Origin of the sequence: Actinomadura sp. WMMA1423 (genome assembly GCF_006547145.1) — a bacterium.
Lineage (GTDB): Bacteria > Actinomycetota > Actinomycetes > Streptosporangiales > Streptosporangiaceae > Spirillospora.
Genome location: NZ_CP041244.1, coordinates 1990403 through 2010740 on the forward strand (window position 1 = coordinate 1990403; position 20338 = coordinate 2010740).

The following is a 20338-nucleotide window of genomic DNA, read 5'->3' on the forward strand; positions in this document are numbered from 1 at the left end:
GCTGTCGCTGGTCTGTGTCGATCGCCGCTGGGCGATCGTCGTCTGGGATGATCGCCGGCCGCTCCGGTGATCGGTCTCTACCCGGGGTCAGCCCTCGACGACCGTCCCCGCCCTGCCGTGCGCGGCGTCGCCGAGCCGGGGCAGCGAGGCGATCGCGGCGCGCCGCCCGCCGGCCGCGACGAACCGCCGCACCGCCTCGACCTTCGGGCCCATGCTGCCTCCGGCGAAGTGCCCGGCGGCGGCCAGCTCCGTCAGCTCCGCGACCGTCGTGCGGTGCAGCGGGCGGGCCTGCGGCGTCCCGAACCCGGTCATCGCGTTCTCCACGTCGGTGGCGATCACGAGCGTCGTGGCCTCCAGGCGGCGGGCCAGCAGCTGCGCGGCCAGGTCCTTGTCGACGACGGCCTCGACGCCGCACAGCGCCCCGTCCGCCCGGACCACGGGCACTCCCCCGCCGCCCGCGCAGACCACGACGTGCCCGGCGTCCAGGAGAAGGGCCGCCGCGCCGGCGTCCAGGATCTCCAGCGGCTCGGGAGAGGCGACGACGCGCCGCCAGCCCCGGTCCCCGAAATGCTTCCAGACCTGTCCCAGCGCCATCGAGCGGCGGGCCTCCTCCTCCGGGAAGTAGCGGCCGATCGGCTTGGCGGGCGCCAGGAAACCGGGGTCCGCGACGTCCACGAGCGTCCGCGTGACCACCGTCGACACGGGCCGGGCGGCGCCCCGCGCGGCCAGCGCCCGCTCCAGCGCGTTCATGATCATGACGCCGACGGTGGCCTGGGTCTGCGCGCCGCACCAGTCCAGCGGGACGGGCGGCACCACGCCCGCCGCCAGCTGGTTCTTGATCAGCAGGTTGCCGACCTGCGGGCCGTTGCCGTGCGTGAGCGCGACCCGCGCGCCCGCCGCGGCGAGCTCGGCGACATGCGCCATCGCGTCCTCGATCGCGGCCGCCTGCGCGTCCGGGGTGGCGCTGCCGTCCGGCGCGGTCATGGCGTTGCCGCCGAGCGCGATCAGGATCCGCTCGCCGGTGAGCGTCCCCTCGCGTTCTTCCCGATGGCCCCAGGTCACGGGACGGACGCTAACCCGCGCGGCGGGCACCGCTCACGGGCGAATTCCGCCCAACGAACGCCGTTTCTTCGGCACTTTCCGGCAATGCCCCGCCGCCTGCGCCGGACGGGCCCGCCCGGCGCGGGCGCGCCGGACCGCTCAGCGCAGGCGCGCCGGACCGCTCAGCGCAGGCGCGCCAGGCGGCTCACGGCCTCGTCGATGACCTCGTCCTTCTTGCAGAACGCGAACCGGACGAAATGGGCACCCGCCTCGGCGTGGTCGTAGAACACCTGGCTCGGGATCGCGACGACGCCCGCCTTCTCGGGGAGGGCGCGGGCGAGTTCCCTGCCGTCGGTGAAGCCGAGCGGGCGGATGTCGGCCTGCACGAAGTAGGTGCCCTGCGGCCGGAAGGTCGTGAAGCCGGCCTCCTCCAGGCCGGTGATGAGACGGTCCCGCTTCGCCTGGAGCGACTTGCGCAGCTCCTCCACCCACGGGATCTCGTTGCGCAGCGCGTAGGCGGCGGCACGCTGGTAGGGGGCGCTGACCGCGTAGGTGAGGAACTGCTTCACGGTCTGGACGGCCCGGACGTAGGGGGCGGGCGCCGTCACCCATCCGGTCTTCCAGCCGGTCACCGAGAACGACTTGCCCGCCGAGGACACCGAGACCGTCCGCTCGCGCATGCCTTCGAGGGTCGCCAGCGGGATGTGCTCGGTGTCGTCGAACGTCAGGTACTCGTAGACCTCGTCGGTGATCGCGACCAGGTCGTGCTCCCGGCAGAGGCGGGCGATCGCCTCCAGCTCCTCCCGCGTGAACACGGTGCCGGCCGGGTTGTGCGGCGAGTTCACCAGGATCGCCCGGGTGCGGGGGCCGACCGCGGCGCGCAGCTCGTCCGGGTCGAACGTGAAACGCCCCTCGACGGGCCGCAGCGTGACGGGCCTGCGCACCGCTCCCGCGAGCGCGATCACGGCCGCGTACGAGTCGTAGTAAGGCTCGAACACGACGACCTCGTCGCCCGGCCCGGCCAGCGACAGCACGGACGCGGCGATCCCCTCGGTGGCGCCCACGGTCACGAACACCTCGGTCGCCGGATCGAACGACAGCCCGTACCGCTCCAGCCGCTGCGCCGCCACGGCCTCCCGCAGCTCGGGCAGCCCGGGACCGGGCGGGTACTGGTTCGCCCCCGACCGGATCGCCTCCACCGCCGCGTCCAGGACCCCGGCGGGGCCGTCCTCGTCCGGAAAGCCCTGCCCGAGATTGATCGCCCCGGTCCGGACGGCGAGGGCCGACATCTCAGCGAAGATCGTCTCGCCGAATCCCTGCATGCGCTCGACCAATGGCTCGCTCACGCCCCAAGCCTAGATCCAACCCATGTCGATCGCGGCGCGGGCGGCGCGGACGCGGGTGGGCTCGCCCATCTTCGCCATGGCGGTGGACAGGTAGTTGCGGACGGTCCCCTCCGACAGGTGCAGGTCGGCCGCGATGCGGGCGGTCTCGGCGCCGGCGCCGGCCAGGCGCAGGACCTCGCGCTCGCGCTCGGAGAGCGGGTTGTCGCCGGCGGCCATCGCGCTGGCGGCCAGTTCGGCGTCCAGGTAGCGGCCGCCGCCGTGGATCTTGCGGATGGCGCTGGCCAGCTCGTCGGTCGGGGCGTCCTTGGCGACGAAGCCGCGGACCCCGGCGGACATGGCCCGGCGCAGGTAGCCCGGGCGGCCGAAGCTCGTGAGGATGCACACCGCGCAGGGGGCGCCGGAGGCGTGCAGCTCCTCTGCGACGGCGAGGCCGTCCGCGCCCGGCATCTCGATGTCGAGGACGGCCACGTCCGGGGCGTGCGCGGCGACGGCGGCGGCCACCTCGTCGCCGCGGCCGACCTCGGCGACGACCTCCAGATCGGGTTCCAGGCCGAGGAGCGCGGCGACGGCGCCGCGGATGAGGTGCTCGTCGTCGGCGAGCAGGACCCGGATCACGCGGGCCTCCCGACCGGGTGCGCCCGGCCGCCGGCGGTGCCGCTCGCCTCGGGCCCGCCCCCGGGCGGCAGCGGGACGGCGGCGCGCAGCAGGAACCCGTCGCGGCCGTGCCGGCCGGCCGTGATCTCGCCGCCGAGCACGGCGACGCGCTCGGCGAGGCCGGTCAGTCCCGCCCCGTCGGCGGTCCCGGCGCCGCGGACGCCGTCGTTGCGCATCTCCAGAACCACGGAGTCACCGTAGAGGGCGTCGGCGGGAGCGCCGCGAGCGGCGTCGCCGGCGGGCCCACCATGTGCCGGGTCCTCGGCCGAGGCCCGGGCACGCGCGCCGTACACGTCCAGAGTGATCGTGCAGTGCCGCGCCTCGCTGTGCTTGATGACGTTGGTCGCGCCCTCGCGGATCACCCAGGCGAGCACCGAGCGGACCTCCGGCGGCAGCCCGTCCGGCAGGCGGCCGATCTCGCAGCGCACCCCGGCGGCCTCCAGGACGGCCCTGACCCCGGCCACCTCGGCGTCCAGCTCGACGGCCCGGTAGCCGCGGACGGCGGCGCGGACCTCCCGCAGCGCCTCCCTGGCCGCGTGCTGGACGTCCGCCATCTCGGTGCCCGCCCGGTCAGGGTCGTCGCGCACGGTCCGCTTGGCCAGCTCGCTCTTCACCGCGATGAGGGACAGGCTGTGGCCGAGCAGGTCGTGCAGGTCGCGGGAGAAGCGGAGCCGCTCCTCGGTGACCGCGAGCCGCGCGAGGGCGTCGCGGGCCGCGTAGGCCTCCTGGTGCAGCTCCCACATGCGGCGCTGGTACCGGTTGACGAACACGACGAACCCGGAGACCGCGGTGTACAGCGCGCACAGCACCGGGAAGACGACGTACCAGGGGGCGTCGCTCTCGGGGTACAGGCGCTCCGCGGCCACCGTGGCGACCAGCCCGCAGTACGCCCCGGTGCCCGCGCACAGCGCGACGATCCTGCCGCGTCCCATCGGGGCCAGGACCACCGCCGAGACCCAGAACACGGGGATCACGCTGAACCACGGGCTGCTGAGGAGCATGAGGCTCAGCGCGGCGGCGACGGCCGCGCTGATCAGGGTGTCCCGTTTGGACGCGGTCCCTTCGAGCCCCGCCCGGACGAGCCGCGCGTAGCACCAGGCGAGCAGGGCGAGCCCCGCGACGACCGCGGCGATCAGGGGCGGGCCCGCGTCGCCGCGGGTGTAGGCGGTCTCGAGCCCGTAGAGACCCGGCAGGACGAAGCCCGCGGCGGCGAACATGAACGAGCGGTACGTCACCCGCCGGTAGCGCTCCAGCCTGCGGGCGGCCTGCTCCTCGATGTCCGCCGTGGTCGCGACCGCCATGTCCTCGTTCCTCCTCGCATCGCACTGTAACCGTGGGCCCGGGCTGGTCAGGCGTGCCGCGGCTCCCACCGGAACCACCGGGTGGCCAGGATGCGGCCGAACGCGACCCAGAAGGCCAGGAGGAGGAACGGCCGCACGCAGGTCAGCCAGCCCTCGCCCAGGCCCACGGCCGGGTGGCCTGCCCGGTGCACGAAGTCCTGGCCGAAGTACCCGGTCCGGACGATCTCCACGACCGGGCTGAGCGGGACCCAGCGGCAGGCCTCCTGGAGCCATCCGGGCAGGCCGTCCAGCGGGAGCACGACCCCGGCGCCGAGCATGCAGCCGAACATGATCGGCAGGACGGTGAGCTGCGCCAGCTCGGCGTTCGGGGTGACGCCCGAGACCGCGAACGCCAGGATCGCGAACACGGCGGCGCCGCCCGCGAGCCCCGCCAGCACGAGGACGGGGTCGGCGGGGACCCGGCCGCCCATCGCGGCGCCGAGCAGCACCAGCAGCGCGACGGCCTGCACCGCGTACAGCGCGGTCGCGGTGAGGACGCCGCCGGCGACGATCTCCGCGTCCGACAGGGCGGTGCCGCGCAGCCGCTTGAGGGTGCGGTCCTCGCGGCGGGCGGTGAACACGTTGACGAGGTTCATGAACACGGCGAAGACGAGGAAGAACCCCAGGTGGCCGGTGCCCTGGAGGAGGGCGCCGTCCACGCCGTCGATCTTCTGGCCGCGGACCGGGACGAGCATGGCCGCGAACAGGACCGGCAGGCCGGCGGCGGTGAAGAGGGCGGTCCGGTTCCGCCAGAGCAGGGTGAGGTCGAGGCGGGCGACGCGCAGTACGGCGGTGGCTCGCGGGAGGGCGGTGGCTCGCGGGAGGGCGGGGCTCATCGGGCGGCTCCTTCGGCGGTGCGCAGGAAGACGTCTTCGAGGGAGGCGCTGCGCGCCCGCAGGCCGTCCAGCCGGACGCACTCCTCGTCGGCCCAGCGCAGCAGCTCGTAGAGGCCCGCTTGGAGCCCGGCAGCGGTGACGTCGCTGGCCGAGGGGCCAGAGGGCGGAGGGCCGGTCCGGGGAGCGCCGGGCGGGAGGGTGTAGGACGCGACGGCGCGGCCGCCCTCCACCCGGACGTCGGCGCGGGCACCGCGCAGACGGGGCAGTTCGGCGACCTGAAGGCGTTCCGGCAGCCGGAAGGAGATGGTGTCGCCGTGCCCCGCGACGACGCCCGCGACCGTGCCCAAGGCCTCGATCCGGCCGCGGTGCAGGATCGCGAGCCGGTCGGCGAGGTGCTCGGCCTCCTCCAGGTAGTGGGTGGTGAGCAGGACCGCGGTGCCGTCCGCCACCACGTCCCTGACGACGTCCCAGGTCGCGCGCCGGGCTTCGGGGTCCATGCCGCTCGTCGGCTCGTCCAGGAACAGGACGTCTGGCCTGCCGAGCAGGGCCAGCGCCAGGTCGAGGCGGCGTTTCTGGCCCCCGGACAGCTGCCGCACCCGCACGCCCGCCTTCTCCGCGAGGCCCGCCATGGCGATGGCCTCGCCCCGGTCGCGGGCGGAGGGGGTGAAGCCGCGCCAGTGCTCGACGGTCTCGGCGACGGTGAGGTCCGGGAAGAAGCCGCCGTCCTGGAGCATGATGCCCATGCGCGGGCGGACCTTCCGGCGTTCCCCGTGCGGGTCGTGGCCAAGGACCCGGACCGCGCCCCCGTGGGCGGCCCGGTGCCCCTCCAGGGTTTCGAGCGTGGTGGTCTTGCCCGCGCCGTTCGTGCCGAGCAGCGCGAACAGCTCGCCCGCCGCGACCTCGAACGAGATCCCGGCGACGGCCTCGAAGTCCCCGTAGCGCTGCCGGAGCCCGTCGACGCTGATGGCCGGATTCGTCTCCATGCCCCCAGCGTCGCGATCTTGCGGGCGTCCCCGGTAGAAGCGTGTGTCACCGGTTCCGGCGGCGCCTGTCAGGCGATCGGCGTGACAGCTGTCATGCCGGAGACGCGAGCCGGGTCGCCGGCTCAGCCCGAGACGCTGATCACGTGCCCGATCGTGGACGGGTCGCCGGTGACGTCGAGGAGCGCGGTGGCCAGGTCGGTGCGCGCGATGGACGCGCCGCCGAGGACGTTGCGGTCGACCGCCCTCCGGTAGCGGCCGTTGCCGGGGCCCTTGGTGAGGCGCGGCGGGCGGACGATCGTCCAGGCGAGGCCGGAGCCGCGGGTGAGCGACTCGGCGGCGCGCATGTCGGTGAAGGCGTGCTTGAGGAGCGGGCCGAGGACGAGCGGCTTGACCACGAATCGGGTGAGCGGGTCGTCGCCCGGCCCGGCGTGCGGCCCGGACGCGCTGGTCAGCACGAACCGCTCGGTCCCGGCCGCCCGCATGGCCTCGGTGATGGCGCGGGTGCTGTCCGCGCAGACGCTGGTCGGGCGGCGGCCGTCGCGGGTGCCGATCGCCGTGAGGACGGCGTCGCGCCCCTTCACCGCCTCCTCGATCGCGCCCGGATCCATGACGTCGGCCTCGACGACGTCGGCGCAGGCGCGGATCTCGCCGGGCAGGCCCGCGGGGTCGCGGGCGACGGCGGTCACCTCGTGCCCGGCGTCCAGCGCCCGCCGGACGAGCTGGACGCCGGTTCCGCCGGTCGCCCCGAAGACCGTGAGCCTCATCATGTCCCTGTCCTCCTGCCCGGACCCCCGGTCGAGTCGGTCCGCCGGCGAGCGGCCAAGGGGGTGAGTGAACACTTACTAACCCCTATCGTGGTTAGTGTTCACTCACCTGTCAAGGGGGGCCATTGAGCGCGCGCGAACGGATCCTGGACGCCGCGGCGGACATCATGCGGCGGCACGGGGTCGCCGGCGCGACCACCAAGGAGATCGCGAAGGCGGCCGGCTACTCGGAGGCACTGCTCTACAAGCACTTCCGCGACAAGGAGGAGCTGATGGTCAGCGTGCTGAAGGAGCGGATGCCGCCGTTCACCGCGAGGGGCGTCCCAGGCGAGGGGACCGTGGAGTCCAACCTCGTCTCGATCGTGCACGGCGGGCTGCGCTTCTACCGGCGCACGTTCCCGATGATGGTCTCGATGGCGGCGCAGCCGAGGTTGATGCGGGCGACCCGCGAGTCGCTGCGCAAGTACGGCGCGGGCCCGCAGGAGCCGGTGCGGGCCCTCGCCCGCTACCTGGACGCCGAACGCGACCTCGGCCGGGTCGCCCCGGCCGCCGACACGCGGGCCGCGGCCGCGCTCCTCATGGGCGCGTGCTTCCAGCAGGGCTTCCTGCACTACTTCGCCGAGGGCGAGGACGCACCCGACCTGCCCGAGTCGTTCGCCCGCGAGCTGGTCCGGCCCGTCCTCGCGGAGGTCCTCCCTAGAGCTCGCCCAGGCGGGACTTGACGACCTTGCCCATGGCGTTGCGGGGCAGGGACCCGACCAGGTGGACGACGCGGGGCCGCTTGTGCACCGACAGGCGCTCGGCCACGAAGTCGATGAGCTGCTTCTCCCCCACCTCGTCGGCGACGACGTAGGCGGTGACCTGCTCGCCGAGGTCGTCGTGCGGGGTGCCGACGACGGCGGCCTCCCGCACGGCGGGGTGGGCGAGCAGCGCGTTCTCGATCTCGCCGGCGCCGATCCGGTAGCCGCCGCTCTTGATGAGGTCGGTGGAGGCGCGCCCGACGATCCGGTGCCAGCCGTCCGGGCCGGTCGTGGCGATGTCGCCGGTGCGGAACCAGCCGTCCGGCGTGAAGGACTCCGCGGTCGCCTCGGGCCGGTTGAGGTACCCCTTGAACAGCAGCGGCGCGCGGACATGCAGCTCGCCGGGGGTCTCCCCGTCCGGCGGGACGGCCGAGCCGTCCTCGGCGGCGAGGCGGGTCTCGACCCCGGGCAGCGGCGTGCCGACGTAGCCGGGGCGCCGGTCGCCGTCCGCGCGGGCGCTGATCGTGATGAGGGTCTCGGTCATGCCGTACCGCTCCACCGGCCGGTGCCCGGTGAGGGCCGAGAGCCGCTCGAAGACGGGCACGGGCAGGGGCGCGCTGCCGGAGACGAGCAGCCGGGCGCCGCGCAGTGCCTCGGCGGTGGACGGGTCCGCCGCCGTCCTCGACCAGACGGTGGGGACGCCGAAGAACAGGCTGCCGCCGTCGTCGCGCGCCGCAGCCGCGTACAGCTCCGGCTTGGGACGTCCGGTGTGGACGAGGGTGGAACCGACCCGCAGGGGTCCGAGCACTCCGAGCACGAGGCCGTGCACGTGGAACAGGGGCAGACCGTGGACCAGGACGTCCCCGGGCGTCCAGGCCCAGGCCTCGGCGAGGGCGTCGAGCCCGGCGGCGATCGCGCCCCGCGAGATCAGCACGCCCTTCGGAGCGCCCGTCGTCCCGCTCGTGTAGAGGATCAGGGCGGTCGCGTCGGCGGGCACGTCGCCGCCCCCGGCGCTTCCATTGCGCGGCAGGGAGTCGACCGGGACGAGCGGCGGCTCGCCGTCGGCGCGGTCCGTCCCGTCCGCCGCGAGGAGCAGGCTCGCGCCGGAGTCGCCGAGGATGTGCGCGCGCTCGGCGGGCCCGGAGTCGGGCGGCAGCGGCACCACCGGGACGCCCGCGAGGAGGCCTCCCACGACCGCGGCGACCGTCTCCAGGGACGCCGTGGCGTGCACGGCGACCGCGTCCGCGCCCCGGATCTCCGCGGCGACGGCGGACGCCCGGCCGAGCAGTTCGTCGCGCGGAAGCTCACGTCCGGCGATCCGCACCGGGCCGCCCGTCCCGCCGAGCAGATCCATCACTGGCCCCTCCCCTTCGCCGTCAACGCACCATGATCCTCACACCCGGACGCCCGCCGCGTCACTCGGGCTCCTCGAGACCTTCCAGCCAGGCCATGACCGCGTCGTTGTGCTCGCCGAGCAGCGGAGGCGCGGTGTGCCCGCGTGGCGGGGCGCCGTCGAAGCGCAGCGGCGGGCCCGGCAGCTCGATGGGCCCGAGCTGCGGATGCTCGACCTCGATGACCAGGCCCTGCGAGCGGGTCTGCTCCCACTCGTACACCTCGTCGATCGACCGGATCGCCCCCGCCGGGACGCCCGCCTCGCCGAGCCGGGCGAGCCACGCGTCGCGCGTGTCATGCGCGAGGGCCCGCTCGATGTCGGCGGTCAGCTCGGCGCGCCGGGCCGCGCGGTCGGGGATCGTCGCGTAGCGGGCGTCATCGGGGTCCAGTCCGACGATCGGCGCGAACCTGCGCCACAGGTTCTGGTTCGCGACGCCGATCTGGAGCTGCCCGTCCTTGCAGCGGAACGTCCCGTACGGGGCGATGGACGGATGGTCGTTGCCGACCGACTCGGGGGCCTCCCGGGCGACGGTCCAGCGCGTGCCCTGGAACATGTGGGCGCCGACCACCGACGCCAGCAGCGAGGTGCGGACGACGGTGCCGCGCCCGGTCCGGGTCCGCTCGTACAGGGCGGCCAGCACGCCCGCGACGCCGTTGCCCGCCGCGAGGATGTCGGCGATCGACAGGCCGACCTTGCTCGGCGTGCCGGGCGGCCCCGTCACGCTCATGATCCCGGCCTCGCCCTGCATGATCGCGTCGTAGCCGGGGCGCCCGCCCTCGGGGCCGCCGTGCCCGAACCCCGTGATGGACAGGACGACCAGCCCCGGGTTCAGCTCGTGCAGCCGTTCGACCGGGAAGCCGAGCCGGGCGAGGACGCCGGGCCTGAAGTTCTCCACGAGCACGTCGGCGTGCCGGACGAGCCGGGCGAGGACGCCGGCGCCCTCGTCCGACTTCAGGTCGAGGGTGATCGACTCCTTGTTCCGGTTGATCGACAGGTAGTAGGTGCTCACCCGGTCCTCGCCCGCGAACGGCGGGCCCCAGCCGCGGGTCTCGTCGCCGGCCCCCGGCTGCTCGACCTTGATCACGCGGGCGCCGAGGTCGGCCAGCGTCATGGTGGCCTGCGGGCCCGCCACGACACGGCTGAGATCGATGATCACGACGCCTTCGAGCGGTCCGGGCAAGGGCGTTCTCCTTCGGGCTGGCTCCGCCGCGGCGCGGGTACCTGGAAGTATGCCGTCCGTGCCGGACCCCGCTGAGCCCCGCCCCGACGATCCCGACCCCCGGGAGCCCTCCCGCGCGGGACCGTACGCCGGCGTGACGTACGCCGCGCTCGCCGCGCGGCTGCTCGCCCTGCCGCCGTCCTGCGGCCCTGTCCGGATCGTCGCGGTGGACGGCCCCAGCGGCGCGGGCAAGTCGACGTTCGCGAGCCACCTGGCGGAGGTCCTGGTCGGCGCCCCGGTCGTCCGCTCGGACGACTTCCGGGTGCCGTGGGACGCGGATCCGCTCACCTGGTGGCGGCCGCTCCGCCGCGCCGTGCTCGACCCGCTCCGCGACGGGCGCCCCGCCCTGCTGCGCCGCTACGACTGGCACCGCGACCGCTACGGGCCCGAGGAGCGGATCCCGCCCGCGCCCGTCCTCGTCCTGGAGGGCGTCGGGTCCGCGTGGGCGAAGGGACCCGCCGCCTACCGGATCTGGATCGACGCGCCGTACGACCTGCGGCGCGCCCGCGCCCTCGACCGGGACGGCCCCGAGTACGCCGGAGCCTGGGAGGACTGGGCCGTCCGCGAGCAGGAGCACTTCACGGCCGACGCCACTCTCGACCGCTGCGACCTCCTCGTGGACGGCGCCACCTTCACCCCGTACAGCTTCAGGGCCCGTCCTCCTGCCGGGCGCGCGCTCTAAAGGAAGCGGCGGATAGGCGTGATGGACAGTTCCTTGGCGCGCTGCCCGACGGACCGCCGCGCCCATCGCGCGTGGTCGATCTGCTTGCTGCGGGCGAGGTCCTCCTCGAAGTGACCGTCCAGGGTCGCGGTGAGCTCCTGGTCGATGACGGCGAGCATGACCTCCTCGTCGTGGTCCATGGAGCGCCGGTTGAAGTTCGTGGACCCGATGAGCGAGACGATCCCGTCCATGGTGAGGATCTTCGTGTGCAGCATCGCCGGCTGGAACTGATGAATGCGCACACCGCATTTCAGGAGGTCCTCGTAATGCCGCTGACTGGCCAGGCGGCTCACGCGCTTGTCGGCGTGCGGGCCGGGGAGGAGCATGTCCACCTCGACCCCGCGCGCGACGGTCTCGCAAAGCAGATTGACGAAGTAGTCGTCGGGGGCGAAGTAGGCGGAGGCTATCCGCAGCCGCTTCTCGGCCAGTTGGAGGATGGCGCGGAGCAGGGTCTGCATGTCCTGCCAGCCGACGCTGGCCGACCCGCGCACGACCTGGACCACGGCGTCACCGACCGGCTCGTGCCCGACGAAGGTGTCCCGCTCGTCGAACAGGACGTCGTGGCACTCGGCCCAGTTCTGCGCGAACGCGGCTGCGATCCCGTCCACCGCGGGCCCGCGGACCCTGAAGTGGCTGTCGCGCCACTCGCTCTCGTCGCGGGCGTCCCCGCACCACTCCTCGGCGATGCCGACGCCGCCGGTGAAGGCCACCTGCTCGTCCACCACCAGCACCTTCCGGTGGCAGCGGTGGTTCTGCTTGAACGGCGAGACGTAGACGGGCTTGCGGAACCAGGCGACCGTGACGCCCGCCCGCTCCATCTTCTGCACCAGGTCCTTCTCGATCTGCCAGGCGCCTATGCCGTCCAGCAGCAGCCGGACGCGGACGCCGCCGCGGGCGCGCTCCGACAGCGCGTCGGCGAATCGGTTCGCGATGTCTCCGCGCCAGTAGACGTAGGTCATCATGTCGATGGTCCGCCGTGCTCCGGCGATCTCCTCCAGCATCCGCGGGAAGATCTCATCCCCGTTGCGAAGGGGGGTGACCTCGTTGCCCTCCGTCGCCGCCACACCGATCAGCCGCTCAAGGGATCGGCGGATCCGGTGCGCGCGGTCCTCGGACGGAGATGAGAGGAGGTCGTCTCCGGGGGTCACCGGTTGCTGCTGCGACACGGTCATCTGCCTTCTTCTCCTAACACCAGGCGGGCGATCAGCGAACTCGCGCCCTCACACCGAAAGCACGAAAGCGATCGCCGCTCGGCCGAGATCAGTCCCCCCGGATTCGCGTTTCATGCCGCTCCCCCGCGCCTGAGAGCAAACCGACATTTCCGTATCACACATCGCACTCGAACAGATGCGGAGAGTGCGCATCTCACGCCGTCGCCGCGCGGCGGGACTTCCACGAATGCGGGCGCCTACCGAGCGCCAGACGCCCGTACCAGGCGCTCGATCCGCTCGGCGATGGCCGGGACGTCGTTCAGGTCATGGGTGGCGACGTCCATAACGGCGGTGAACAGTTCGTCCTCGGCTTCGGGGGCGAAGCGCGCCCCGTTCAGCTTGAGGAAGACGTCGCTCGCCGCGAAGCCGACCCGCTTGTTCCCGTCAGTGAACGGGTGAGAGGTGGTGAGCGAGTGCAGCAGCGCGGCGGCCTTCTCGAAAAGGGTGGGGTAGGGGTCCACGCCGAAGGTCACCGTGGCCGGCCGAGCGGCCGCCGACGCGACCAGCCCGAAGTCCCGCACGTTGAGGTGCTCGCCGACGGCCCGGCGCCCGACGGCGACGATCTCCTCGCCCGTCAGGTAGCGCACGCTCACGCGTCGCCCAGCCGGTCCAGCAGGTTCCGGTGGTCGCGTGCCGTCTCGTCGGCGAGTCCGAGGACGTGGGCGAGTTCCCGGCGCTGCCGGTACTCCTCGAGAGCGGCGATCAGTATCGCGTTCTTGGACCGCTGCTCGGCCGTGGCCGCCTCATCGAGCCAGGCGTCCAGGTCGTCGGGAAGGCGAGCTGCGAAGGCCATGCCGAGATTCTCCCTGCGTACGTGGATCTGGTATCACCGATGGTACTAGAGGTGGTCCGGGGTGCCAGAGGACCGCCGCGGGGACTGCCGAGGGTCACGTCAAGGCTAGGAAGTCCAGCACCCTGCTCCAGGTCAGTTCGGACGCGACGGAGTCGTGGTCGGGCGATTCGGGGTCGGTGCAGAAGTGGCCGACGCCCGGGTAGCGGAAGATCTCCAGCTCGGCACCGGTCGTCCGGGCCGACCGCCGCAATGCGGCGACCTGCTCGGTCGGCGCGAAGTCATCGGGGTCGGCGGCGTGCATCCGCGAGCCGAGGCGGGGGCGGCCGACGAGCGCAGTGTGGCGCCTAGGGGCGCCTTGTCAGTGGCCATGCGTCGCTCCTCGCCGGTCACCGCCGGAGGCGGGTGGTATCCGTGTTCCTACCGTTGATCCGTCTCTTGCAGCGGGCCCGGCGGTGGGCGAAGTTGACCACATGAGCCTCTCCTTCTCCCATGACCACGTCGGCATCAACCTCACCCCCGAGGACCTCGACGCCACCATCGCCTGGTACACCCGGACGCTCGGCTTCACCGTCGACCGGCGGTTCGACGTCCACGGCATGACGTTCGTCTTCCTCGTCCACGGGAACGTCAAGATCGAACTCATGGCGGTCGCGTCGGTCCGCCAGGAGCCGACCGACGACGTCCTGTCGACCATGGCCCCGGCGCGCCTGCACCACTTCTGCCTCGCCGTCACCGATCTCGACGCGGCCGTCACCGAGCTGCGCGACCTGGGCGCGAACGTGATCGGCGACCCCATGACGATCGAGGAGCTCGGTCAGCGCATCGCGTTCATCAGCGACAACCTCGGCAACGTCATCGAACTCGCCGAACCCGGCACCTGGCCCGGTCAGGCCACCGTCACCGCCCCGGGCGCCCCTTGATCCGCTCGACCAGCCCCGCGAACTCCGCCAAGCTCAGCGCAAGGTGACCACCCTCCGGGTCCTTGGAATCACGCACGCCGATCCCCGCCCCCGGCGCGAGACGCCCCAACTCAACGCAGTCTTCATCGTTGACACCGCTGCTGCGAGTGCTCTTTCGCCATTGGACGTTCATGTGACCTGCTCCAAGTACCGCTCGACCAGGACGCGCGAGGCATCCTCCGAAAGGGCCTTCGCGCCGATACGGTCGAACCTAGCCCAAAGATCCCGCACCTCGCCCGGGGCTTCGATCAGCCGCCCGCCGTATTGGGCGCCCGCAAACGCGACATCCCGGCGTTCCAGGCTGATGATCTGGAAGGGACCGTCGAACCCTTCGTGAGCACCTGCCACAGGTTGAACGAAGCGAACAATGACCTGGGGCAGGTCCATCATCCCTCGAAGGTGTGCGAGCTGAGCTTTCATCACCTGTGGACCCCCGACGGAGGTGCGAAGCACCTCCTCTTCCAGGATCAAGTAGAAGAACGGCGGCTTCTCCCGGTCGAGCAAGACCTGTTGACGAGCCAGACGCCTGGCGACGGTGTCGTCGGCATCACCAGGGGCACCTGCCGTGGCCAGGGCACGCATGTAGTCCTCGGTTTGAAACGGCCTGGGAATCGACTTCCCGTGGTAGGCCCTGAACGCGGTCGCCTGCTCCTCGTATGGAACTAGCTGACGCCCCCAGTGGGGATCGTGAGTATTTCGGGCATACCACAGCAAGAGCTGCAATAGCCTTCCGGTGCCATACTTCTCATCCAATCTCGCAAGTTGGTCTTCCTGGGGTCGCTGACGCCCCGCTTCGATGTTCGAAACAGTCGAGCGCGCAACACCAATGGTCTTGCCGCACTGAGTGAGCGACATCCCTTCTCTCTCACGCAGAAACCGCAGGTAGAAGGCTAGGAAGTGCCACAAGGAGATCTTCGGTTCAAGAGGATCGCGGACGATGGTCATCGACACTCCTGTTTTGTTTGGGTTCGCTAACACAAAACAGTAGAGCGCCACAGTCATTCTTGTCCTAGGAAATTCGAAGTCCAGGCGAGGGCGAGGCATCCATGGCAACGGCGGCCGGAGAAATGATCATTCCCTTGATGGGGTCCGCGGCGGCGGTGGGGATGGCGCGGACGCTTGCGGGGGCGCGATTTCATAAATGGGGTTATTCGCACATTCTTGACGATGCGTTGCTCATCGTCTCGGAGCTCGTCACCAATGCGGCCCAGCGGACGCCGTGCGCGGAGTTGCGGCTCCAGGTCAGCCGGGACGCGCACGGGGTCATCATCGCCGTGTGGGACGGGGCGCCCGACCTTCCGCACGCCAAGCCGAAGGTCGAACTCACCCTCGAAGATCTCGACCTGTCCAAAGAGGCGTTCGACGACAACGGCGGCTGGGGCCTGCACATCGTCCAGGCCCTGTCCGCCGCGTGCGGGGCGACGCGCGACCCAGGCGGCGGCAAATGGGTCTGGGCCCGGATCATCCCGTGAGCCCTCGCCCATGCTTCATTAGCGCCACGAAGATCCGCGACGCGGCGGCCGGAATCTCGTCGTTCCGTGAGGTGGAAGTCGCGGCCGGGGCTATGGGGTCAACATGCGCGGTCAGCCGGGGGCCTCATGCGGTGGCGCGCAGTTCGGTCTCTGCCGCGCCGGCGTCGCCTTCCCCGACGATGACCCGGAACCGCAGGCCGAGGGCGTGCCCGAGCCGGTTCAGTACGGCCAGGGTCGGAACTCCCCCTCCGCCGGATTCGATGCGGGATACCGCGGGCTGACGCATCCCGGCGCGGCGGGCCAGTTCGGTCTGGGACATGCGCAGCTCGGTCCGCCGAGCGTAGACGGCACGGCCGAGGGCGATCGCCAGGCGCGCCTCCTCGTGGGCGATCCGGTATTCGTCGGTGTCTCGCCTGGCGGCCAAGCCGGGGTGGTCGCCGAGAAGAATGTGCGGGCCGCTCCGCTGACTGCTCATGGTCCCTCCGGACTCTCGATGACGCTGATGAGGTCGTGCCCGGGAAACCAGTAGGTGATCCGGATGTCCTGAGGGTGGAGATTGATCCGCAGCTCCCACACGCCGTCACCAAGAGGCCGGGACAGAGGCATGCCGGGGCAGGTGCCTTCGATCGCGAGCATGCCGCACACCACGTCGGCACGCGCCGGCTGAGCAGGCGCGAGCGACATGAGCCAGTCGACGACTTCCGGCTCAGCCTGGATCTCGAACAGCCCCATGCATCCAATGTTATAACCAACGCGCCCCTCGGCATCTGCCGATGTGACTAGACCGGTATCCGGTCGGGCTGGTCGTAGGAGGCCATCCCTGTGGCGAAGACGTGCGCGGGGAGGGTTCGAAGGGGCGCGCCGGAGTGGTCAGGGGGTGAGGGAGTCGACTTCGGCGGAGGGGGCGCCGTCGGCTAGTTGCGGGTAGCCGGGGCCTCGGTCGAAGAAGGGGACGGGGCCGCGTTCGGCGCGCAGGCGGGCGCGGAGGGTCCCGGTCGCCTCGGTGTCCACCGCTCCGTCTGTCAGGATCACGCCGTAGTCGTCGCGGGCGCCGGTCACGGAGACCTTGCCGTCGCGGACGTCGGCGGCGACGCGGGAGGGGTCGCGGTTCAGCGGGTCGCCCCAGCCGCCCCCGCCCGTCGTGCGGATGCGGATGACCTGCCCGGCGCGGACGGGCCTGTCGTCCACGAGGCCGTCCATCTCCTCGCCGTCGATGTCGACGCGGAACGGGCGTCCCGCGCGACCGCCGTTGACGCCCCAGCACGACAGGATGGAGCGGTCGGCGATCGACATGTAGTGGGCGTCGCGGAGCATGCGGATGTGCTTGTCGTAGCCGAGGCCGCCGCGGTGCTCCCCCGGGCCGCCGGAGTCGACGGCGAGGCCGAGGCGTTCGACGACGAAGGGCCAGCGGGCCTCGGCGAACTCGGCGGGGATGTTGCGGGAGTCGGGCACGACGTGGATGGTGTCCTCGCCGTCGGCGTAGTAGCGGCCGCCTGAGCCGCCGCCGAGCACCTCCCGCATCAGGTAGGGGCCGCGGTCGTCCTCCCCGTAGACGCCCGTGTAGCGGATCGTCTCCTGGTCGGCGGGCATCCGGCCGCCGGTCGCCTTGGCCAGGACGCCCGCGAGGACGCCGAGCAGCCGCAGGATGACGAACGTGCGGGCGTTGGTCGGGGCGGGGAACACGGGCGTGAGCAGCGTGCCCTTCTCCGGGAACCGCATCTCGATGAGCGGCACCACGCCCTCGTTGACGTCGAGTTCGGCGGCGCGCTCGGGGGTGTCGGCGAGGTTGCGCAGGACGGGCGCCAGCCACTTCTTCAGGAACACCCCGTCCGAATAGTCCCCGGCGTGGTTGATGGGACCCTTCGCCTGCGGGGACGTCCCGGTGAAGTCGATGGTCAGGGGGACGGCGGCCGCCTTGTCGACGGTCAGCGTGATGCGCTGCGCGTGCAGGCGGGGCGGGTCGACGCCGTCGTGCTCGGCGTAGTCCTCCCACACGAACGTCCCGTCCGGGATCTTGGCGAGCAGCTCGCGGCGGAACGTCTCGGTGGTCCGGTCGATGATGGCGTCGAAGCACGCCTCCACGTCGGCGCGGCCGTAGCGGGCGAAGAGCTCGCCGAGGCGGCGGGCGCCCATCAGGCACGCCGAGCACTCGGCGTCCAGGTCGCCGGCGAGCGAGTCGGGCATCCGCGAGTTGCGGGTCATGATGGCCAGCGCCGCCCGGTTCGGCACGCCCCGGTCCCACAGCTTGATCGGCGGGACCATGAGGCCCTCCTCGAACGCGCTGCGGGCGTGGCTCGGCATCGATCCGGGGACGGCGCCGCCGATGTCGTCGTGGTGGCCGAACGCCTGGACGAACGCGACCACCTCGTCCCCGTGGAACACCGGGACCGTCACGCACAGGTCCGGCAGGTGCCCGATGCCGCCTTCGGAGAGGTACACGTCGTTGTGGAAGAAGACGTCGCCGGGGCGCATCTCCTCCGGCGGGAAGTCGCGGGCGACGGGCTGGACGAGCGCCGAGTACGACCGTCCGGTCAGCTTGCGGAGGCGCCGGTCGTGGATCCCGGCGCGGAAGTCGTGCGCGTCCCGGATCATCGGGGAGCGGGCGGTGCGGGCGATGGCCGTCTCGACCTCGCGCTCCACCGACGCCAGCGTGCCTTCGACGATCTCCAGCAGGATCGGGTCGGTCATCGGGAGGTCACCACCAGGTTGCCGTGGCCGTCCAGGATCGCTGCGAAGCCGGGGTGCAGCGGGAGCGTCGATCCGAACTCCTCGATCACCGCCGGTCCTTCGACGGTGTCGCCGGGCGCGAGTTTCTCCCGCCGGTAGACCGCCGACTCCTCCCAGGCGTCGAAGTAGACCCTGCGGGTGCCGGTGCGGGCCCGGGAGGCGTCGCCGTCCCCGGGCGGCCGCTCGGGCAGGCTCGGCCGTTCGATCGGGCCGATGCCGGAGACCCGCAGGTTGACCCATTCGACCGGGTGGCGCGGGTCGTCGCGGTAGCAGTAGCCGTAGAGGGCCTCGTGCGCGTCGTGGAACCGGCGGACGACCTCGGCGCGCAGCCCCTCGTCCGGCGGCCCGGCGGGCGCGGCGACCCGGACCTCGAACGCCTGCCCGTAGTAGCGCAGGTCGGCGGAGCGGGCGAAGCGGCGGCGGTCCTCGGGGAACCCCTCGCGGGCCAGCGCCCCGGCCGCCTCGGCTTCGAGGTCGGCGTAGACCTCGGCGAGGAGCGCGGGGTCGAGTTCGGCGTCGCGGACGACGCGGGTCCGGACGTAGTCGTTCTTCACGTCCACCGTGAGCAGCCCGAACGCCGACAGGTTGCCGGGGTTCTCCGGGATGACGGCGGCGGGCAGGCCGAGGACGTCGAGCAGCCGGCACGCCAGCAGGGGCCCGGAGCCGCCGAACGCGACGAGCGGGTAGTCGCGGACGTCCAGGCCGCGCTTCACGGTGATCTGCCGGATGGCGTTGGCCTGGTTCCACGCGGAGATCTCCAGGATCCCGGCGGCGGCCCGCTCGACCGGCAGGCCGAGCTCCGCGGCGAGCGCCCCCAGGCCGCGGCGGGCGGCGTCAACGTCCAGCGGCACCTCGCCGCCCAGCAGGTGCGGCGGGATGCGCCCGAGGACGGCGTGCGCGTCGGTCACCGTGGCCTCGGCCCCGCCGCGCCCGTAGCAGAGCGGTCCGGGATCGGCCCCGGCGCTGCGCGGGCCGACCTTCAGCGCACCCTCCGGCGAGCGCCACGCGACCGATCCGCCGCCCGCGCCGACGGTCACGATGTCGATCATCGGGATCTTCACGGGATGGCGGCCGATCGAGCCCTCGGTGGTGAGGGTCGGCTCGCCGTCCAGGACGACCGCGACGTCGGTGGACGTCCCGCCTCCGTCCAGCGTCACCACCGAGCCGTGCCCGCTGCGCGAGACGACGAACGCCGCGCCGAGCGCCCCGGCGGCCGGGCCGGACAGGACGGTCGTGATCGGCTGCCGCGCCACCTCGTCCGCCGAGAGCACGCCGCCGTTGCTCTTCATCACCAGCAGCCGCGACGCGACGCGCTCGGCGATGCGCGCGAGGTAGCCGTTCATCGCGGGTTTGACGGCGGCGTCGACGAGCGTCGTCACCGACCGCTCGTACTCGCGGTACTCGCGCAGCACCTCGCACGACAGCGACACGACCGCGTCCGGATGCTCGCGGGCCAGCACGTCCCGCATCGCCAGCTCGTGCGACGGGTCGGCGTAGGAGTGCAGGAAGCACACCCCGATCGCGAGGATCCCCTGGTCGCGGAACCAGCGGGCCGCGGCGACCGCCGACTCCTCGTCGAACGGGCGCAGCTCGGCGCCGGTGTGGTCGAGCCGCCCGCCGACCGCCCGCACCCGGTGCGCGGGGACGATCCGCGGCGGCTTCACCCAGAAGTAGCTGTTGCCGTAGCCGTCAGGGACGCTCTGCCTGGCGATCTCCAGGATCGACTCGAAGCCCTCGGTGGTGACGAGGCCGAGGTCGTCGATCCGGTCCTCCAGGAGCCGGTTCGTCGCGACCGTGGTGCCGTGCGACAGCGCCGCGACGTCCCCGGGCCCCGCGCCCGCCATCCGGAGGATCTTGGCGACGCCGTCGGCGAAGCCCTCGGCGGGGTCGGCGGGCGTCGAGGGCGTCTTCGTGGTGACGAGGGCGCCGTCCCCGTCCAGCGCGACGACGTCGGTGAACGTCCCGCCCGTGTCGATGCCGATCCGCAGCCGCTTCGCCATGACAAGGGTCTACCGGACGCCGCCCACCTGGGAAACCGTCGCAATCTGCCAACGGAGGCGGCGTTCTTTCGTGACCCGGGTGCGGATAGGCTGAGCAGCTCTGTTCCGTCCGTCCATCCGACAAGACCGCTGGAGCCCG

23 protein-coding genes are annotated in these 20338 nt (G+C 72.5%); 4 read left to right on the forward strand and 19 right to left on the reverse strand.

The annotated features are described in order from the left end of the window. Positions 1 to 87 precede the first annotated feature (87 nt). The 7 genes from FKD65_RS09200 to FKD65_RS09230 all read right to left on the reverse strand — a co-directional run bounded on the left by FKD65_RS09200 (position 88) and on the right by FKD65_RS09230 (position 6967). Positions 88 to 1062: a carbamate kinase gene (locus tag FKD65_RS09200; protein ID WP_240810046.1), complete on the reverse strand. Its 975-nt coding sequence runs from the start codon at positions 1060 to 1062 to the stop codon at positions 88 to 90. 161 nt (positions 1063 to 1223) lie between these two features. Next, positions 1224 to 2387 (reverse strand): pyridoxal phosphate-dependent aminotransferase, encoded by a 1164-nt coding sequence (locus tag FKD65_RS09205; RefSeq protein ID WP_141577055.1) that lies wholly within the window; start codon positions 2385 to 2387, stop codon positions 1224 to 1226. 9 nt (positions 2388 to 2396) lie between these two features. Further along, positions 2397 to 3002, reverse strand: a complete 606-nt coding sequence (locus tag FKD65_RS09210; RefSeq protein ID WP_141577056.1) for a DNA-binding response regulator — start codon at positions 3000 to 3002, stop codon at positions 2397 to 2399. Further along, on the reverse strand, positions 2999 to 4342 hold the full coding sequence (locus FKD65_RS44880; RefSeq protein WP_240810047.1) for a sensor histidine kinase: 1344 nt from the start codon (positions 4340 to 4342) through the stop codon (positions 2999 to 3001). Before FKD65_RS44880 ends, FKD65_RS09210 begins: the two co-directional genes overlap by 4 nt. A 47-nt stretch (positions 4343 to 4389) precedes the next feature. Beyond that, positions 4390 to 5217 (reverse strand): ABC transporter permease, encoded by an 828-nt coding sequence (locus tag FKD65_RS09220; protein WP_141577057.1) that lies wholly within the window; start codon positions 5215 to 5217, stop codon positions 4390 to 4392. Next, positions 5214 to 6200 (reverse strand): ABC transporter ATP-binding protein, encoded by a 987-nt coding sequence (locus tag FKD65_RS09225; protein WP_141577058.1) that lies wholly within the window; start codon positions 6198 to 6200, stop codon positions 5214 to 5216. Before FKD65_RS09225 ends, FKD65_RS09220 begins: the two co-directional genes overlap by 4 nt. Before the next feature lie 122 nt (positions 6201 to 6322). Continuing rightward, positions 6323 to 6967 (reverse strand): NAD(P)-dependent oxidoreductase, encoded by a 645-nt coding sequence (locus FKD65_RS09230; RefSeq protein ID WP_240810048.1) that lies wholly within the window; start codon positions 6965 to 6967, stop codon positions 6323 to 6325. A 122-nt stretch (positions 6968 to 7089) separates the two neighbouring features. Here FKD65_RS09230 and FKD65_RS09235 point away from each other — a divergent pair, with 122 nt between their 5' ends. Further along, positions 7090 to 7686, forward strand: a complete 597-nt coding sequence (locus FKD65_RS09235; protein ID WP_205718612.1) for a TetR/AcrR family transcriptional regulator — start codon at positions 7090 to 7092, stop codon at positions 7684 to 7686. On the opposite strand, the gene FKD65_RS09240 is transcribed toward FKD65_RS09235, so the two are convergent. Both FKD65_RS09240 and FKD65_RS09245 read right to left on the reverse strand, forming a co-directional pair. Then, entirely contained in the window at positions 7661 to 9058 is a 1398-nt protein-coding gene (locus FKD65_RS09240) for an acyl-CoA synthetase (RefSeq protein ID WP_141577059.1), read from the reverse strand. The two genes, FKD65_RS09235 and FKD65_RS09240, sit on opposite strands and share 26 nt — an antisense overlap. A 61-nt stretch (positions 9059 to 9119) precedes the next feature. Continuing rightward, complete coding sequence (locus FKD65_RS09245) at positions 9120 to 10277, reverse strand: CaiB/BaiF CoA-transferase family protein (RefSeq protein ID WP_141577060.1); 1158 nt, start codon at positions 10275 to 10277, stop codon at positions 9120 to 9122. A gap of 58 nt (positions 10278 to 10335) precedes the next feature. Between FKD65_RS09245 and FKD65_RS09250 the strand changes: the two genes are divergently transcribed. Further along, positions 10336 to 10998 carry a hypothetical protein gene (locus FKD65_RS09250; RefSeq protein WP_240810049.1) on the forward strand — a complete coding sequence of 221 codons (663 nt, stop codon included), beginning with the start codon at positions 10336 to 10338 and terminating at the stop codon, positions 10996 to 10998. Here the strand turns inward: FKD65_RS09250 and FKD65_RS09255 are convergent. The 4 genes from FKD65_RS09255 to FKD65_RS09270 form a co-directional block, all read right to left on the reverse strand. Further along, positions 10995 to 12209: a phosphatidylserine/phosphatidylglycerophosphate/cardiolipin synthase family protein gene (locus tag FKD65_RS09255; RefSeq protein WP_141577061.1), complete on the reverse strand. Its 1215-nt coding sequence runs from the start codon at positions 12207 to 12209 to the stop codon at positions 10995 to 10997. The genes FKD65_RS09250 and FKD65_RS09255 overlap by 4 nt on opposite strands. 236 nt (positions 12210 to 12445) lie before the next feature. After that, positions 12446 to 12841 (reverse strand): type II toxin-antitoxin system death-on-curing family toxin, encoded by a 396-nt coding sequence (locus FKD65_RS09260; RefSeq protein ID WP_205718613.1) that lies wholly within the window; start codon positions 12839 to 12841, stop codon positions 12446 to 12448. After that, positions 12838 to 13041: a hypothetical protein gene (locus FKD65_RS09265; RefSeq protein ID WP_141577062.1), complete on the reverse strand. Its 204-nt coding sequence runs from the start codon at positions 13039 to 13041 to the stop codon at positions 12838 to 12840. The genes FKD65_RS09260 and FKD65_RS09265 overlap by 4 nt, the downstream gene beginning before the upstream one ends. Positions 13042 to 13135: 94 nt before the next feature. After that, complete coding sequence (locus tag FKD65_RS09270) at positions 13136 to 13342, reverse strand: dienelactone hydrolase family protein (protein ID WP_141577063.1); 207 nt, start codon at positions 13340 to 13342, stop codon at positions 13136 to 13138. A 169-nt stretch (positions 13343 to 13511) separates the two neighbouring features. On the opposite strand from FKD65_RS09270, the gene FKD65_RS09275 reads away from it, so the two are divergent. After that, the gene (locus FKD65_RS09275; protein ID WP_141577064.1) at positions 13512 to 13961 is read left to right on the forward strand and encodes a VOC family protein; all 450 of its coding nucleotides are present in this window, start codon (positions 13512 to 13514) and stop codon (positions 13959 to 13961) included. Here FKD65_RS09275 and FKD65_RS09280 read toward each other — a convergent pair. Beyond that, the gene (locus FKD65_RS09280; RefSeq protein WP_141577065.1) at positions 13939 to 14133 is read right to left on the reverse strand and encodes a DUF397 domain-containing protein; all 195 of its coding nucleotides are present in this window, start codon (positions 14131 to 14133) and stop codon (positions 13939 to 13941) included. The genes FKD65_RS09275 and FKD65_RS09280 overlap by 23 nt on opposite strands. Next, positions 14130 to 14945 carry a helix-turn-helix transcriptional regulator gene (locus tag FKD65_RS09285; protein ID WP_168220993.1) on the reverse strand — a complete coding sequence of 272 codons (816 nt, stop codon included), beginning with the start codon at positions 14943 to 14945 and terminating at the stop codon, positions 14130 to 14132. The genes FKD65_RS09280 and FKD65_RS09285 overlap by 4 nt, the downstream gene beginning before the upstream one ends. A 101-nt stretch (positions 14946 to 15046) precedes the next feature. Between FKD65_RS09285 and FKD65_RS09290 the strand changes: the two genes are divergently transcribed. Beyond that, positions 15047 to 15472: an ATP-binding protein gene (locus tag FKD65_RS09290; RefSeq protein WP_141577067.1), complete on the forward strand. Its 426-nt coding sequence runs from the start codon at positions 15047 to 15049 to the stop codon at positions 15470 to 15472. Positions 15473 to 15596: 124 nt separating this feature from the next. On the opposite strand, the gene FKD65_RS09295 is transcribed toward FKD65_RS09290, so the two are convergent. The 4 genes from FKD65_RS09295 to FKD65_RS09310 all read right to left on the reverse strand — a co-directional run bounded on the left by FKD65_RS09295 (position 15597) and on the right by FKD65_RS09310 (position 20199). After that, the gene (locus FKD65_RS09295; RefSeq protein WP_141577068.1) at positions 15597 to 15947 is read right to left on the reverse strand and encodes a helix-turn-helix domain-containing protein; all 351 of its coding nucleotides are present in this window, start codon (positions 15945 to 15947) and stop codon (positions 15597 to 15599) included. Continuing rightward, on the reverse strand, positions 15944 to 16204 hold the full coding sequence (locus FKD65_RS09300; RefSeq protein WP_141577069.1) for a type II toxin-antitoxin system RelE/ParE family toxin: 261 nt from the start codon (positions 16202 to 16204) through the stop codon (positions 15944 to 15946). The genes FKD65_RS09295 and FKD65_RS09300 overlap by 4 nt, the downstream gene beginning before the upstream one ends. Before the next feature lie 138 nt (positions 16205 to 16342). After that, complete coding sequence (locus tag FKD65_RS09305; RefSeq protein ID WP_141577070.1) at positions 16343 to 18160, reverse strand: hydantoinase B/oxoprolinase family protein; 1818 nt, start codon at positions 18158 to 18160, stop codon at positions 16343 to 16345. Continuing rightward, positions 18157 to 20199, reverse strand: coding sequence for a hydantoinase/oxoprolinase family protein (locus FKD65_RS09310; protein ID WP_141577071.1), 2043 nt, complete (start codon positions 20197 to 20199; stop codon positions 18157 to 18159). Before FKD65_RS09310 ends, FKD65_RS09305 begins: the two co-directional genes overlap by 4 nt. Positions 20200 to 20338 lie beyond the last annotated feature (139 nt).